This window comes from Olleya sp. ITB9 (assembly GCF_001315805.1).
GTDB lineage: Bacteria > Bacteroidota > Bacteroidia > Flavobacteriales > Flavobacteriaceae > Olleya > Olleya sediminilitoris.
On sequence record NZ_BCBW01000028.1, the window covers coordinates 36569 to 53933 of the forward strand.

The 17365-nt window shown below is 31.7% G+C and carries 14 protein-coding genes; 10 read left to right on the top strand and 4 right to left on the bottom strand.

Going from position 1 to position 17365, the window contains the following annotated elements; translation table 11 throughout:
• Positions 1-203: 203 nt before the first annotated feature.
• The 6 genes from purE (at position 204) to ITB9_RS08035 (ending at position 6451) form a co-directional block, all read left to right on the top strand.
• Positions 204-686, top strand: coding sequence for a 5-(carboxyamino)imidazole ribonucleotide mutase (gene purE, locus ITB9_RS08005; protein ID WP_054851817.1), 483 nt, complete (start codon positions 204-206; stop codon positions 684-686).
• Positions 687-1237: 551 nt separating this feature from the next.
• On the top strand, positions 1238-3268 hold the full coding sequence (locus ITB9_RS08010; RefSeq protein WP_054851818.1) for a M3 family metallopeptidase: 2031 nt from the start codon (positions 1238-1240) through the stop codon (positions 3266-3268).
• A 98-nt stretch (positions 3269-3366) separates the two neighbouring features.
• The gene (locus ITB9_RS08015) at positions 3367-3870 is read left to right on the top strand and encodes a GbsR/MarR family transcriptional regulator (RefSeq protein WP_028606746.1); all 504 of its coding nucleotides are present in this window, start codon (positions 3367-3369) and stop codon (positions 3868-3870) included.
• Between the two features lie 727 nt (positions 3871-4597).
• Positions 4598-5491, top strand: coding sequence for a TIGR01777 family oxidoreductase (locus ITB9_RS08025; protein ID WP_054851820.1), 894 nt, complete (start codon positions 4598-4600; stop codon positions 5489-5491).
• Between the two features lie 147 nt (positions 5492-5638).
• Positions 5639-6193 (top strand): sigma-70 family RNA polymerase sigma factor, encoded by a 555-nt coding sequence (locus ITB9_RS08030; RefSeq protein WP_028606743.1) that lies wholly within the window; start codon positions 5639-5641, stop codon positions 6191-6193.
• 3 nt (positions 6194-6196) lie between these two features.
• Positions 6197-6451 (top strand): hypothetical protein, encoded by a 255-nt coding sequence (locus tag ITB9_RS08035; RefSeq protein WP_028291505.1) that lies wholly within the window; start codon positions 6197-6199, stop codon positions 6449-6451.
• On the opposite strand, the gene ITB9_RS08040 is transcribed toward ITB9_RS08035, so the two are convergent.
• Complete coding sequence (locus tag ITB9_RS08040) at positions 6434-7261, bottom strand: hypothetical protein (protein ID WP_054851821.1); 828 nt, start codon at positions 7259-7261, stop codon at positions 6434-6436. The genes ITB9_RS08035 and ITB9_RS08040 overlap by 18 nt on opposite strands.
• A 165-nt stretch (positions 7262-7426) precedes the next feature.
• On the opposite strand from ITB9_RS08040, the gene gcvP reads away from it, so the two are divergent.
• The 4 genes from gcvP to ITB9_RS08060 all read left to right on the top strand — a co-directional run bounded on the left by gcvP (position 7427) and on the right by ITB9_RS08060 (position 12872).
• The gene (gcvP, locus tag ITB9_RS08045; RefSeq protein ID WP_054851822.1) at positions 7427-10279 is read left to right on the top strand and encodes an aminomethyl-transferring glycine dehydrogenase; all 2853 of its coding nucleotides are present in this window, start codon (positions 7427-7429) and stop codon (positions 10277-10279) included.
• Between the two features lie 93 nt (positions 10280-10372).
• The gene (locus tag ITB9_RS08050; protein WP_054851823.1) at positions 10373-11431 is read left to right on the top strand and encodes a 3-oxoacyl-ACP synthase III family protein; all 1059 of its coding nucleotides are present in this window, start codon (positions 10373-10375) and stop codon (positions 11429-11431) included.
• 56 nt (positions 11432-11487) lie between these two features.
• Complete coding sequence (locus tag ITB9_RS08055; RefSeq protein ID WP_054851824.1) at positions 11488-12015, top strand: methyltransferase; 528 nt, start codon at positions 11488-11490, stop codon at positions 12013-12015.
• Between the two features lie 5 nt (positions 12016-12020).
• The gene (locus ITB9_RS08060) at positions 12021-12872 is read left to right on the top strand and encodes a glycosyltransferase family 2 protein (protein ID WP_054851825.1); all 852 of its coding nucleotides are present in this window, start codon (positions 12021-12023) and stop codon (positions 12870-12872) included.
• Positions 12873-12880: 8 nt separating this feature from the next.
• Here the strand turns inward: ITB9_RS08060 and ITB9_RS08065 are convergent, their stop codons facing one another.
• From ITB9_RS08065 to ITB9_RS08075, 3 genes are all read right to left on the bottom strand, one after another.
• Positions 12881-13687, bottom strand: coding sequence for a DNA/RNA non-specific endonuclease (locus tag ITB9_RS08065; RefSeq protein WP_054851826.1), 807 nt, complete (start codon positions 13685-13687; stop codon positions 12881-12883).
• A 3-nt stretch (positions 13688-13690) separates the two neighbouring features.
• Positions 13691-16660 (bottom strand): T9SS type A sorting domain-containing protein, encoded by a 2970-nt coding sequence (locus tag ITB9_RS08070; protein ID WP_054851827.1) that lies wholly within the window; start codon positions 16658-16660, stop codon positions 13691-13693.
• A gap of 30 nt (positions 16661-16690) precedes the next feature.
• On the bottom strand, positions 16691-17365 hold a 675-nt coding region (locus ITB9_RS08075; RefSeq protein WP_148638419.1), incomplete at its 5' end, for a T9SS type A sorting domain-containing protein.

Below are 17365 nucleotides of genomic sequence, written 5' to 3' on the forward strand. Positions count from 1 at the left end.
TGATCAACACTTCAAAACTCCAACAAAATCAAGGGTTATAAAAATAAATGTCGTGAAATGCAGTAGATATATCATGAAATGCAATCCAACTTTCAGAAAAAATCAAGACAAAAAAATTATGATAAGACAGAAATTAATTAAACGTTATAAAAACGTATTTTTGAAATAATTTTAAAATCAAACACAACTAACAAACACACAAGATGAATAAAGTAGCTGTAATTATGGGAAGCAATAGTGACATGCCAGTCATGCAAGATGCTATTGATATTTTAAATCATTTTAATATTGAGATTGAAGTAGATATAGTATCTGCACATCGTACTCCCGAAAAATTATTTAACTTTAGTAAAAACGCACATAAAAATGGCATTAAAGTCATTATTGCTGGTGCTGGAGGTGCAGCACATTTACCAGGTATGGTTGCTTCGCTTAGCCCATTACCTATTATAGGTGTACCAGTTAAGAGTAGCAACTCCATAGATGGATGGGACTCTGTATTATCAATATTACAAATGCCAGGTGGTGTACCTGTGGCAACTGTAGCTTTAAACGGAGCAAAAAACGCTGGTATATTAGCAGCTCAAATAATTGGAGCTTCAGATCCTTCTGTATTAGAAAAAATAATAGACTATAAAGAAGCCTTAAAAGCAAAAGTAGAGCAAGCTGCAAAAGACATAAAATAGTAAAAACAGAAAACCCCAACACTTAGTTGGGGTTTTCAATCGCTATTAATCTTTTCTAAATGAGGAAATTTATACTCACATCAAAAAAACTATTTACAAAGTTGCTTCATATCCTTGTATTTGAATAATTGTTAAGTAGAGAAATAAGCGAATTCGATTAAACACAAATAAAACTGTTGAATTGCGATCTGAAATCCACAAAAAAAGCCCCAAACTAAGTTTGAGGCCTCCATCGCTATTATTTTCTATATTATGAGTAATAAACACTCACATTTAAAAAACAGTTGCAAAAACGTCACTTTTCATTTAAATGAAGAGAAATGTTAAAGTTTTTTCATATTATTAGTTAAAACGTAATATTTATACGTTTAAATACGTATTTAACAAAAAAAAGCCTCAGAAGTATCTGAGGCTTTTTATCGCTATTAATCAATAATTTTTAAGTGAGTAACCAACTCACGGGAAAAAATCTTTGCAAAAATACACATTTAAATCATTATTAAGCAATAAAAAACTTAATTTTAACATCAAAAAATTTATTTTTAAGAAAAATGAACATATTAATAGACCATTTTACAACAAATTATAACTCAGCGCCTTTTGATTTAATTCAAAATAAGGATTTCAAACCAGCCATATTAAAACTTATAGAAGACACAAAAAAAGAGATTGATGCAATTGTTACAAACACTGCTCAACCAACTTTTGAAAATACTATTGAAGCACTAGAGTTTTCTGGACAGCAATTAGATCGCGTTACTAGTATCTTTTTTAATTTAAATTCGGCTGAAACTAATGATGAAATTCAAAAAATAGCTCAAGACATCTCTCCTATTTTATCAGAGTTTGGTAACGACATTACTTTAAACAACGACTTATTTAAAAAAGTTAAGCATGTTTTTGATAATAAAGACCAATTAAATCTTACAACAGAACAAAGTACTTTACTAGATAAAAAGTATAAAAGTTTTTCCAGAAATGGAGCTAATTTACCTGAAGACAAAAAACAAGAATTAAGAGCAATTGACAAGCAATTAGCAAGTTTAAAATTAAAGTTTGGCGAAAACATTCTTGCCGAAACAAATGCTTTTGAAATGCTAATTACAAATCAAGAGGACTTATCTGGTTTACCCGAAGGTGCTATTGAAGCTGCAAAACAATTAGCCGAAAGTAAAAACAAAGAGGGTTGGCTAATCACTTTAGATTACCCAAGTTACATACCTTTTATGACTTATGCTGATAATAGAGCATTACGTAAAAAACTATCTTTAACTTTTGGTGCTAAAGGCTTTAATAATAACGATTACGACAATCAAGAACATGTTTTAAAAATTGCTAAGTTAAGACACCAACGCGCTAACCTGTTGGGATATAAAACACATGCAGATTTTGTACTTGAAGAGCGTATGGCACAGACACCAGAAAAAGTAACTTCGTTTTTAAATGAGTTATTAGAAAAAGCTAAACCTGCAGCTGAACGTGAGTTTACTAATCTTCAAAATTTTGCTAAAGAATTAGATGGTATTGACGTATTAGAGAAATGGGACTCAGCTTACTACTCTGAAAAATTGAAACAAAAATTATTCAATTTAGATGATGAACAATTAAAACCTTATTTCAAACTTGAAAATGTTATTGAAGGCGCTTTCCTTGTGGCTAATAAATTATTTGGACTTCAGTTTAAAAAAATTGAAACCATAGACAAATATCATGAAGATGTGATGACTTTTGAGGTTTTAGACGATAACAATAATCTTGTGTCATTATTTTATGCAGATTTTTTTCCAAGACCTGGAAAACGTAATGGAGCTTGGATGACTTCTTTTAAACCTCAATATATTAAAGATGGTGTCAACCAAAGACCACACATATCTAACGTATGTAATTTTACTAAACCAACAAAAAGTAAACCTTCTTTATTAACCTTTAATGAGGTAACAACATTGTTTCATGAGTTTGGTCATGGCTTACATGGTATGCTAGCCAATACAACTTATCCAAGTTTATCTGGTACAAGTGTCTATTGGGATTTTGTTGAATTACCTAGTCAAATTCTTGAAAATTGGTGTTATGAGAAAGACGCTTTAGAGCTGTTTGCTAAACATTACCAAACTAACGAGGTCATACCAATGGATTTAGTTAATAAAATTAAAGAAAGCGCAACGTTTCATGAAGGTATGCAAACCTTACGTCAGATTAGTTTTGGATTATTAGATATGAGCTGGCATGGTACAGATCCATCATTAATTGAAGATGTTAAAGCCTATGAAACTAAAGCTTTTGAAAACACTAATTTATATCCTGAGGTAAAAAGCAATTGCATGAGTACTGCTTTTGCACATATTTTTCAAGGAGGCTACTCGTCGGGATATTATAGCTACAAATGGGCAGAAGTATTAGATGCAGATGCTTTTGAGTATTTTAAAGAAGAAGGGATTTTTAATAAAGAAGTGGCTGCTAAATTTAAAGATCACGTCCTATCTCAAGGAGGAACAGAAAACCCAATGACACTTTACAAACGTTTTAGAGGTCAAGAACCTAAACCTGAAGCACTTTTAAAGCGTGCTGGTTTAATAAAATAACAGATTAAAAAAGAAGGTTATTAACTTAGCCTTCTTTTTATTTTAAATAAACTTTCAATAATTATTGAAAGTTTAAAATTAATTGATATATTTGTGACATGGAATATTTAGAGGCAAAAAATAAATTTATTAGTACTTGGGGAAGTTTAGGTTCACTTTGGGGAATCAATAAAGCTATGGCTCAAATACAAGCGCTTTTATTTATTTCGACCAAACCATTATCTATGGAAGAGATTATGGAAGATCTTAAAATATCTAGAGGAAACACTAGCATGAATTTAAGACAATTAATGGATTGGGGAATTGTGACTAAAACATTAGTAGCAGGTGAGCGTAAAGAGTTTTTTACAACCGAAAAAGATGTTCAAGAATTAGCTAGGATTGTTGCTGTTGAACGTAGTCGAAGAGAAATTAAACCTGTTGTTAAAGTTTTAGAAGAGGTGTCGACCATTAAAGATGATGGAACTGCTAAAACAAAAGAGCTTATTAAACAAACCAAAGCACTTCATGAACTAACAGAAACTATGGACATTATGATTAATAAATTAGTAAATCAAAAACAAAATTGGATTACAAAATCTTTATTAAAACTATTTAAATAAAAAATTTAATAAAAACTTTCAATATTTTCTGAAAGTTTTAAATAAACTAAAATTATGAAAAATCTATTTAAAGTAAACCTACTCACTTATTTGTTTGTCCTATTACTATTTTTAATAGAACCAATATATGGAGCTCTTGCTCAATTAGCTTTAGGTATAATACAACTAATTATAGCAACATACATAAAGAGTAAATCCACAAAATATTCAAAAAAAAATCAAAATTTATTAAGTAACTACTGGATATTGATAGCGATTTGGCTTATCGCTTATGTCTTATTTGCAAATCTATTAACGCTTGAAAAATACAATTATCTATTTATGTTCATAATACCAATGTGTATTGGGCTGTATTTTGTGATTCTAAATTACCTAATATCAAAAACGTGTAAAGTATAATTTTAGATTATGAAAAATCTATATCAAATAAATTATTGGTCAGTTATATTTACAATTCTGCTTAGTTTGACCTTTTGGGGAGGAATAATAGCATTACCCGTTTTAGGAATTATACAAATAGTAATCAGTGTAATTATAATCAATAGATTTAAAGCTTTAGATCTAACAAACCGAGTACTATTTATTAGCTACATAATCATAACGATAACTCTAATTATATTTTTAAACAACTGAAAGTTGAAGAATTAACAGTTTTATTTATGTGGTCCATAATGTCGTTATTCTTAGCTTTTTTCCATCTATATATCACTTATAATATCTCAAAATCATGAAAACAATAATCATAGCAGGTGGTTCAGGCTTTTTAGGTCAAACACTAAACAACCACTTTACAAAACAAAATTATAAGGTTTTAATTTTAAGCAGAAATCCAAAATCTAAAAATGAAATATTTTGGGATGGCACAACATTAGGTCCTTGGACTAAACATTTAGAAAACGCTGAAGCATTAATTAATTTGGCAGGTAAATCTGTTGATTGTCGCTACACAGATAAAAACAAAAAAGCAATCTACAATTCTAGAATAGACACAACAAATTTATTAGGATTAGCTGTAAACCTATGTAATAATCCTCCAAAATATTGGTTTAATTCTTCTACTGCAACAATCTACAAAGGGTCTTACAATAAACTAAATACAGAACAAAACGGAATTATTGGTGACGATTTCTCTATGAATATCGCAAAGTCCTGGGAAGCTACTTTTAATAACATAATCACACCAAAAACAAAAAAAGTAATATTACGCACTTCAATTGTTTTAGGCAAAAAAGGAGGTGCAATCATACCATTAAGACAATTGACAAAATTTGGTTTAGGTGGTAAACAAGCTTCAGGAAAACAAAAAGTAAGTTGGATACATGAAGACGATTTTACAAATGCAATTCAATTTTTAATGGACCAAAATTTAGAAGGTGTATTTAACCTTTGCGTACCAGAACCAACAGATAATAAAACATTAATGTATAGCTTAAGACAAATATTAAATATTCCTTTTGGTGTATCTCATCCTATTTGGCTATTAATACTAGGAGCATTTTTTTTAAGAACGGAAACTGAGCTTGTTACTAAAAGTAGAAACGTAATACCAGAAAAACTTCTTAAAAATGGTTATACTTTTAAATATAAAAACATACAAACGGCATTAAAAGATTTATTGTAGAATATGAATTAAAAAGAATAATTATATGCATTATTGTAGGTTTAACATTTAAACAACTATAGGTATTAAATTATTACCTGTAAAAAATAGTAATTATTTTGTTCTAATTTTACTACATTTAGCCTGAAAAAGAAAAACAAAAATGATATGCCTAACCATAAAATAGATCCTAATAAATGGATTGATTTATACAGTGACTATCTGTTTAATTACACTATAACACGTGTAAATGACCGAGTTATTGCTCAAGATTTAGTCTCTGAAACTTTTTTAGCAGGTCTAAAAAGTATGAAAAATTTTAAAGGAGAAGCAAGTGAACGCACTTGGTTAGTTTCAATTTTAAAAAGAAAAGTCATTGACTATTATCGTAAAATAAACTCAAACAAAGGTAAGGCTGAAGTTAGAATGTCATATAATAGTGATAATGAAACCGAAGGTGATTGGCTAGAAGAACGTGTTGCAGATCCATTTGACAAAACTGCAGAAGACCAAATAGAAAACACAGAACTAGCAGATGCTATTGACAGTTGTCTATCTAAACTTCCAAAAAAACAAGCTAAAATATTTGAAATGAAAACCATTTTAAATTATGAAACAGAAACAATTTGTAATGAATTGGAAATCACTTCGTCTAATCTATGGGTCATAATACACAGAGCACGAGTATCTATGGCAGATTGTTTACAAAATAATTGGTTTTAAAAAATGATGAAAAAATTTATGATTTCTTGTGAGGAATCCGGACACATTTGTGACAAATCACAATACCATGAAGCAACGTTATGGGAAAAAGTGAAATTTAAATTTCACACCCTATTTTGTGCTATGTGCAAACAACACTCTAAAAACAACACAAAACTTACAGCTTTAATTGATAAAGTAAAGGCTAAAAACTTAACCTCTTCAGAAAAAAACTCTATAAAATCTGCTTTCAATAAAGAATTAGACAAGCATCAATAACATCCAAATTATTGGCAAGGCTTCGACCCAAAATGAGGCATAATATTTATTTCTATTATTACCAGAAAAATAAATAAACATAGCTAATATAAGACTTATTACAAACGTAATAAGCAAATAGTTACTTTGGATGTTATCTTTAAAATATTCTAAAAAGTAAAATAGTAAGACCAATCCAAAACCTACAACTTTGGTACGTTTTATTCCTATTTTTTGTGGTATGGTAGCTAACTTAATACTATCATATCTTAAATCTCTGATCTCAAAAGGCAACATTAAAGCCATCACAAAAACAAAATGTTGTGCAACTGTAATAATAACCGTTTCACTAAAAGCAACTTTATTATTTACTAAAGGTAATACAACTGTTACACCACTCCAGACTAAGGCAATTACATAAACTTTTAAACCACTAATATCTCTTAAATTTTGTTGTGTATCTAAATACCAAGTTTTAGGTAAAAAAGGTATGGCATATAAAAAAGTTATTACAGCAAAAATCGCAATGATAATTAATGTTTCTTCCTGTAATTTTAAAGTAAAAAAGCACATTAAAAGAAAACATAGTAAGCTAAAAACCTGTATCACTTTTAACCACTTAGCAAGACTTCTGTGATGCCATTTGGCTATACCAAAATACTTTACAAAATTATAACCTGTAATAGTAGCAAAAAAGTTAAAAAACAATACGTTAACATCATAACTAACACCAAATCTTTTTAAAGTCACTACACTTAAAGCATACACTGCAAAAGCAACATGTATACTGCTATTTAAGTAAAAATCTAATAATTGTTTTAACCACTTCACAGCACAAAAATAATTAATCTGTTAATAAAGGTGTCGATTAGTTGAAAACTTTCAATTTTTAACAAAATTTTACTGTTAGTTTTCGTTAATTTTGCAAACATTAAAAAAGCAACTATAATTTTTTGTCAGTCCTATTAAATTAGGACATTAACAACACAACTCACAATGAATACAAACGCTTTCGCATTACGTCACATTGGACCTAGAGAAGAGGATCAAAAACTAATGCTTCAAACAGTAAATGCAGATTCAATTGAACAATTAATTTCTCAAACTGTACCTGCTCCAATTCGTCTTGAAAAAGATTTAGATTTAGACGAAGCAATGACAGAATACGAGTACACTAACCACATCAACAATCTGTCAAAACTTAACAAAACATACAAAACTTATATTGGTTTAGGATATCATCCAACAATTTTACCTGCTGTTATACAACGTAACATTTTAGAAAATCCAGGTTGGTATACTGCATACACACCTTATCAAGCAGAGATTGCTCAAGGTCGTCTAGAAGCATTACTAAACTTCCAAACCATGATTACGGACTTAACAGGAATGGAGCTAGCAAATGCCTCTCTTTTAGATGAGAGTACTGCTGCTGCAGAAGCCATGAGTTTATTATTTTCGGTTAGAGCACGTGACCAGAAAAAAGCAGGTATTAACAAGTTTTTTGTTAGTGATGCTATTTTACCACAAACTTTATCTTTATTACAAACACGTGCGACACCAATTGGTATTGAGCTTGTCATTGGTAGCGAAGCAGACTTTGACTTCACATCAGACTTTTTTGGAGCCTTATTACAATATCCAGGAAAAGATGGTCAAATTACTGATATCAAAAGTTTTATTGAAAACGCAAATGCCAATAATATAAAAGTAGCTGTTGCTGCAGATATTTTAAGTTTAGTTAAACTAGAAGCTCCAGGTAAATTTGGAGCTGATGTTGTCGTTGGTACTACACAACGCTTTGGTATTCCAATGGGTTATGGAGGACCACACGCAGCTTATTTTGCAACTAAAGAAGCTTACAAACGTGATATTCCTGGACGTATTATTGGTGTAACTAAAGATGCTAATGGTAACAGAGCATTACGTATGGCTTTACAAACCAGAGAACAACACATCAAACGTGACAAAGCAACCTCTAACATTTGTACAGCGCAAGTATTATTAGCAGTTATGGCTGGTATGTATGCAGTTTATCATGGACCAAAAGGATTAACTTTTATTGCAAATCAAGTACATAATGCAACGTCAACATTAGCCAATGCCTTAACTAAAATGGGTGTTGAGCAATTAAACACTTCATTTTTTGATACACTTCAGGTTACAGCTAATGCTTCAACTGTAAAAACAATTGCAGAAAAGCACGAGGTTAACTTCTATTATCCTAATGACAATACGGTTACAATCTCAATCAACGAGACAACTTCTGTAAAAGATATCAATCAAATTATAGCAATTTTCGCTGAAGCGGAAACAAAGCCGACTGTAACAATCGATAGTTTTACAGAGGCAAACAATATACAAGACAGCATACAACGTCAATCTGAGTTTTTAACTTTAGACGTGTTTAACACGCATCATTCTGAAACCGAATTAATGCGTTACATAAAAGGTTTAGAACGTAAAGATTTAGCCTTAAACCACTCTATGATTTCTCTTGGATCTTGCACAATGAAGCTTAATGCTGCTTCAGAAATGCTACCATTAAGTTCTCCAAATTGGGGAAGCATCCATCCATTTGTTCCTTTAGATCAAGCTGAAGGTTACCAACAAATGCTAAAAGCATTAGAAGATCAATTAACTGAAATTACTGGTTTTGCAGGTACCTCATTACAACCTAACTCTGGAGCTCAAGGTGAGTATGCTGGATTAATGGTTATTAGAGCGTATCACGAATCTAGAAACGATCATCATAGAAACATCTGTTTAATACCTAGTTCTGCTCACGGAACCAACCCTGCAAGTGCAGTAATGGCTGGAATGAAAGTTGTGGTTACTAAAGCTGATGAAGATGGTAATATTGATGTAGAGGATTTACGCGAAAAAGCCGAATTGCATAAAGACAATCTAGCTGCTTTAATGGTAACTTACCCATCTACTCATGGTGTTTATGAGTCTGGAATTAAAACTATCACACAATTAATACATGATAATGGTGGTCAAGTCTATATGGATGGAGCCAACATGAATGCTCAAGTTGGATTAACAAATCCTGGAAATATTGGCGCAGACGTCTGTCACTTAAACTTACACAAAACATTTGCTATACCTCATGGTGGTGGTGGACCAGGTGTTGGACCAATTTGTGTTGCAAAACAATTAGTGCCATTTTTACCTGGAAATCCAGTTGTAAAAACTGGTGGAAACCAAGCTATAACAGCTATTTCTGCAGCTCCTTTTGGGTCTGCTTTAGCATGCTTAATATCTTATGGCTACATTAAAATGTTAGGTGCTGAAGGATTAAAAAAATCAACCGAAATAGCTATACTAAACGCTAATTATATCAAGCACAGATTACAAGGTGCTTATGAAACCTTATATTCTGGAGAACAAGGTCGTGCTGCGCATGAGATGATAATCGATTGTCGTCCATTTAAAGAGCATGGTATTGAGGTTGTTGATATTGCAAAACGTTTAATGGACTATGGTTTTCATGCTCCAACTGTATCTTTTCCAGTTGCAGGAACCATGATGATTGAACCAACAGAAAGCGAAAGTAATGCTGAAATGGATCGTTTTTGCGATGCTATGATTTCTATTAGAAAAGAAATTGATGCAGCAACTAAAGATGACAATAATAATCCGTTAAAAAATGCACCACACACTTTAGCTATGTTAACTAACGATGAATGGCTATTACCATACTCGCGTCAAACCGCAGCTTACCCACTTGATTACGTGATAGACAGTAAGTTCTGGCCTTCAGTACGTCGTGTGGATGATGCTTATGGTGACCGTAATCTATTTTGTACATGTGCTCCAATAGAAGAATATGCAGACGCTAATTAAGCGTTGGACATCGTAAAAAAATAACCAATTAAAATTGCCTTTAATTATTACTGCTTATCTTAGCAGTTAAATTATTAAAGGCAATTTCTTTTTATGAATATTAAGATTACAGGTACTGGAAGTTTTATTCCAAGTACCATAGAAAAAAATGAAGATTTTTACAATCATGAATTTTTAAATGCAGATGGTTCAAAAATAAATAGCCCTAACGAAGTTATTGTCAAAAAATTTAAAGCAATAACAGGTATTGAAGAAAGACGCTATATAAAACCAGAATTACTAAATTCTGATATCGCTTTTTATGCTGCTGAAAAAGCAATTACTAATGCTAAAATAGATAAAGAAAGTATTGACTATATTATTGTAGCACATAATTATGGAGATGTAAAACATGACTCTGACCAAAGTGACACAGTCCCTAGTTTAGCCTCTCGTGTTAAGCATTTACTTCAAATTAAAAATCCAAAATGTGTAGGTTACGACCTACTTTTTGGTTGTCCTGGTTGGATTGAAGGTGTTATTCAAGCCAATGCTTTTATTAAGTCTGGTATAGCCAAACGCTGTTTAGTTATTGGTACAGAAACATTATCTAGAGTTATAGACAAACACGATCGCGACTCAATGATTTATAGCGATGGAGCTGGTGCTGTCATTGTAGAACAATCTGATGAAGAAGGAGGAATTATTGCACATGAGTCAGCAACATTTGCATTAGACGAAGCCCATTTCATATATTTTGGAGAAACCAATAAACCAGAATCTACAAGTCAACGTCGATACATAAAAATGTATGGTCGTAAAATATACGAGTTTGCTCTAACAAACGTCCCTTTAGCCATAAAATCATGCTTAGAAAACAGTGGCTATGGCATCAAAGATATAAAAAAGATATTGATACATCAAGCTAACGAAAAAATGGACGAAGCTATTGTTAAACGTTTTTACAAATTACATGACATGGACATGCCAGAAGGTATCATGCCAATGAGTATTAACACACTTGGTAACTCTAGCGTTGCAACTGTCCCAACATTATATGATTTAATTTTAAAAGGAAAACTAGACAATCAAAACATTAATAAAGGTGATATTATTATTTTTGCAAGTGTAGGTGCTGGTATGAATATTAATGCTATCGTTTACAAATATTAATGATCACTAATTTCAATAGGTTTTCGCTGTAGCGGAAATTAAAATGAAACATATTAATGTACGAACAAACTTTTCCGCATAAGCGTTATAAATTAACGTATCAATTTTTAGAAAAACATATATCAAAATCTGAATCACTTTTAGATTTAGGTGTCAAAAATCCGTTTACTAAAATATTAAAAGACAATAATTATAATGTCGAAAACACTAAAGGTGAAGATTTAGATTTTGATGTTTCAAGCATCAAGAATTCTGAAGCCACAGTCGTTACAGCTTTTGAAATTTTTGAACACTTACTTAATCCCTTTACTGTTTTACAAAATATTAAGGCAAATAAATTAGTCATAAGTGTACCTCTTAGATTATGGTTTGCTTCTGCTTATAGAAGTAAAACAGACCAATGGGACAGACATTACCATGAGTTTGAAGATTGGCAATTAGACTGGTTACTAGAAAAAACGGGATGGAAAATTATTGATAGAAAACAATGGACCAACCCAACTAAAAAACTTGGAATTAGACCAATATTAAGATGGTTTACACCAAGATATTATATTATTTATGCCGAAAGAATTTCCAAATAAATAATATGAAGTTTTCAATTATCATTCCTGCACATAACGAAGAAACATCTATTGGATTAACACTTCAATCATTGGTTGATCAAACATTAGCTCCACATGAAATTGTGGTCGTTAATGACAATTCAACTGACAAAACCAGGAGCATTGTTGAAGAATTTCAAAAGCGTTTCAAATTTATAAAATTGGTAAATGTCACCTCGTCAAACAAGCATTTACCAGGTACAAAAATCATTAATGCGTTTTATAAAGGCTTCGCTAAAGCCAACAAAGACTATGATATTATTTGTAAGTTTGATGCCGACTTGATATTTCCTTCAAATTATCTTGAAACTTTAGCATTCCATTTTAATAAAGATAAAACTATCGGTATGGTTGCTGGCTATTGCTACATTAGAAAAAATGATGATTGGATTTTAGAATCTATTACAAGTAAAGACCACATTAGAGGTGCTTTAAAAGCATACAAAAAAGAATGTTTTGAAGACATAGGACAGCTTAAAACAGCAATGGGTTGGGACACCATAGATGAGCTTTTAGCGAAATTCAACAACTGGAATATCGTTTTAGATGACTCTTTACATGTTAAGCACTTAAAACCAACAGGAGCTAGTTATAATAAAAGTGCTAAATACCTTCAAGGTGAAGCGATGTACAAAATGCGTTATGGATTTATATTAACTTTAATTACTGCTTTAAAAATGGGCTTTAAAAAGAAAAGTTTCCGCTATTTCAAAGATTACATTATTGGATATTTAAAAGCTAAAATAAACAAACCAGATTACTCAGTAACTAAAACCGAAGGAGAATACATTAGAAAATTACGCTGGAATGGAGTAAAACAAAAGCTTAAAGCTTAGTATAAAATTTAAAAGCTCCAACCTTTATAACTACTAGAAGCTTCTAATTTATCTTCTGTATCATCATCTAATTCTGAGAAAAAATCAATTCCTGTCAATTGCTCTATCTCATCAACAGAAGTAACAAATTTATACAATGGTAAATCAGACTCTTGATGATCCATTAAAAAAGCAATAACTTTAGTTTGCCCTGAATTATTGTCTATCAATACTTTATAAAACTGATTAGGAACAGCAACTTTTTCTGCACCAATAGTTTTCATTTTCCCTTTTAAAATCCCTCCAGTAACTACAAAAACACCATCATATTTTTTAGCCCAATATCTTGTTTTTTGCTCCAATCTATTCCAAACACCAGCATTAAAATCATGTGTTTGGGGCGAAATATTACTAGTCAAAAACGTTTCGTCATGTGCTGCTTTAGTATACTTCCTATCTCCTGCAGGACACAAATGACCACGATCATATCCTGATTTTTTATAATTACGCCAATGTGCTGCTCCTGTTTTTACAGCATCATCAATTTCAAAATAAGGACGTTTAAAATCAGCATTACTTAAATGCGTTTTTTTAAGCTCATAAGCAACCCATTCGGCTTGTTCATGTGGCTCGCTATAGCTTAAACTATAACCATCATGATGTACAATTTGACCAGTTGTACTAGTAGGCAAAAAATATTGATTAGTATCAGTTTTTACTGTTTCACCATGCAAAACGACTTCTGCTTTGTCTTTAATGTCAAGATATTCTTTAATCCCATAAGTTGCAATTATAACTAAAGCAGTTAGCAAAGAATATTTGGTTTTACTAGTCATTTATTACTTCACAAATTTAAGCGTCGTTTTTACTCCTGAGGTTTCTATTATTTCTGCAATATAAATTCCAGAAGATAATACTGACATAGACACTTCTTGAGTTGTAACAGAATCAAATGATTGTATAGCTTGTCCTAAAATGTTATATATTTTCAGGCTTTTTATTGCTTGTAAATCTTCTATTCCGTCTAACACTAAATGATCATTACTAATATTGTAATACACAGCAATATCATTCTGATTAAAATCTGTGTTTGATAACGTTTCTGAAGCTTGATAGACTATAGAAAATCTTGCTTGATCCATAGTATCTGTAAGATATAACGTCATTGGTGTTGTCGTGATATCGTAAAACATATTACTCTGATTGTCTTTTAAATAAATAGATTCGTTTGCTGGAAAGTTTAAAGTTTCACTTATTTTAAACGTATAATCTCCTGTGTTACTAATGTTTATTCCTAACGGAATTTCTTCTGAAACATCAAAACTATTTAATCCTTGAATACACAATTCTTTATCTGGAATAGTCCAGTATATTTGATTGGATAGCGTATTAAACCTTTCGCTATCATAACCTCTGTCATAAGCTGGACTTGCATTTTGGTCATATCCTAATGCAATAGTCATTGTATTGTCTGAAGCGTCTTTAAACTGAAGCTTGTACTTTATACGACTGTCCGTTGTTGTGGCTTGTGCAGAACGGTAAAATGTAGACTCGCTTAACGATTCTCTTGCAAATTCACGTTGACTATTTGTAAATTGAATGTTTCCACTATTAGCAATTTTAACAAAAAACCCTTGTCCTACTGCTACAGAATTTTTTGGTGCGCCTTTGGAAGACGTTCCGCCTGCTGCTGGTGTTGGCGCCTCTACTGAGGTTAACAAATTATAAGTCGCATAACCGCCTTGATAATCTGCTAATACGTGAGAACTATTTGTTTCAAAATGCTCATAAAAATATAAGGAACCATCTGTAATAGGATTATTGTCATTTATAAATTGTGTAGCTCCAATTGCTGATGGATATGGATTACCTACTAAAATCTGGTTTCCTGCTAAAGCGGGAATCGTTATATCTCCATCGTTTGCTGTACCGTTAAACCAATAAGATTCGCCTGATGGAGCTCCACTTCCTGAACCTTTCATAGTATATCCAATACCTGGTATTAATCCTGTGGTTGGTGTTATTTGTTGCCATCCAGCATAATTATCTAGTAAATCATTAAAAGTATACAACCAATAACTACTAAGCTCTATTGGAGTAGCTGATGGGTTGGCATCATAGCCTGTTGTAAATCCAACTGCACCTGAAGCGGTTTCTAGATAACTAACTTGCCAATCTCCTGATCTATTTACTGGTGAAGACCAAAAATTATAATTATATAAATTTGTAGTCCCTTCTTGCGTCATTTTTAAAATTCCGCTTCCTGTATTTAAGCTTGTCCCTGTGTGGTTTTGTATTAATTGCGCTTCGCCTGAAAACTGAATCGTTCCGTTGTTATTAACGCCATTTTCTACTTCTAATAATAATCCATCTACAACTTCAAAAGTAGCACCTGCTTCTACTTCTACTTCTCTTACAAAAGCATCTGCATTTAAAAGTGCTAAACTACCTGCTTTAACCGTTAGTTTTAAACAAGAATCTGATGTATCTGGTGCATTTAAGGCTCCTGAACCGTTAAAATATGCTGAACCATCCCAAACGATTTGATCTAAGTAACGTAATGTAAAATAATCTCCATCTGAAAAAGCAACATTTGATGCTGAAGCTGATGTCCCTGAAACTGTTAAATCATATGTGGTTGGTGATGTAAAATTACTATCATTACTAACGACTAATTGTAGTGGTTGGCAACTTTGCTTACCTGTTAAATCTATTGCTGAAATATCAAAACTAACAGATACTGTACCTAAATCACCGACTTTACTAACTCGCCATTTTGAATTTAATTGTTCTCTGTAATTAGTTGTTTCTGTTGAAAAATTATAAGTGGGATCTTTAGTCTCTTCTCCCCAAAATAAATAATCTCCATTAGATAATGTTGATGGTGTATTTATTCTAACTATTCCTGTTCCTTGTGAGTCTGTATGACTTGAACCGTCTGAAGCTTGACCGATTCCTGCAACGTCATGATCAAAGTTTCCGTTGGCAGCATTGTCTTGTTGGTAGAAGTCATTTGCTGTTAAGGCTTGATTAAATTTTGCTGACAAATAATTATCTATAATTATACGTTGAGCCGCATTAACTTTTTGTTTAAAAACAACCAATTCGGTAACATCTCCTCTAAACCCACCTGTTCCTGAAGTTGCTGCTCCTAAATTAAAGCGTTGAGAACTATGCGAATTATAAGTAGACGTTCCTGGTCTAGATTGTAACAAATTTTCATTTCTATAAAGTTGCTTACCAGTAGATGGATGTGCATCATAAGACCAAATAGAGTAATTTAATAAACCTGTTAAGCCACCTACTTGTATTCTTGCAGTCTGCGAACAACATGTACCAATGTCATAATACACAGTTCCATTCCATGGAATATGATTAGAAAACCTAGTAGAACCTACCAATGGATCAGTCGTGTAAACACTAGATGTTTGAGAGGTATTATCTGCTTTTGCTACAATAAATGATGATGCTTGATTTATAACAAAATTAGATGTTGTTAGAGTTAAACCGGTTCTTAACCTTTGACTTCCTCCAAATGAAACCTCTCCATAACCATTAACTGCTGCTGTATTTAATGTTGGTCGTCTTGTACCTGTTTCACTAATATCAAATGCAGGTAATCCTGCTGAATTTGTCCAAGTATCGATTAAAGTTCCTGAAGTTGACAATCCATTATCTGGTCTATACCATATAATTAAGTCTGAAGTACCTTGATTTGAACCAACTCCACCTGGACCTGATTGAGAAAATATTGTAAACGGTAATAATAATGCTAAGGTTATTATAGTTAAAGGGATATTTTTAAGCATACTATAATTGATATTTTGTTAATTAGGTAATTATTGCTTCACAAATTTAAGCGTCGTTTTTACTCCTGAGATTTCTATTATTTCTGCAATATAAATTCCAGAAGATAATACTGACATAGATACTTCTTGAGTTTTAATAGTATCAAACGATTGTATAGCTTGTCCTAAAATGTTATATATTTTCAGGCTTTTTATTGATTGTAAATCTTCTATTCCGTATAATACTAAATTATCATTACTGATATTGTAATACACTGTGTTATCATTCTGATTAAAATCTGGGTTTGATAAGGTTTCTGAAGTTTGATAGACTATAGAAAATCTTGCTTGATCAGTAGCATCGGTAAGATACAGCGTTACTGGTGTTGTCGTGATATCATAAAATGTATTATTCTGATTGTCTTTTAAATAAATAGATTCGTTTGCTGGAAAGTTTAAAGTTTCGCTTATTTTAAACGTATAATCTCCTGTGTTACTAATGTTTATTCCTAACGGAATTTCTTCTGAAACATCAAAATTATTTAATCCTTGAATACACAATTCTTTATCTGGAATAGTCCAGTATATTTGATTGGATAGCGTATTAAACCTTTCGCTATCATAACCTCTGTCATAAGCTGGACTTGCATTTTGGTCATATCCTAATGCAATAGTCATTGTATTGTCTGAAGCGTCTTTAAACTGAAGCTTGTATTTTATACGATT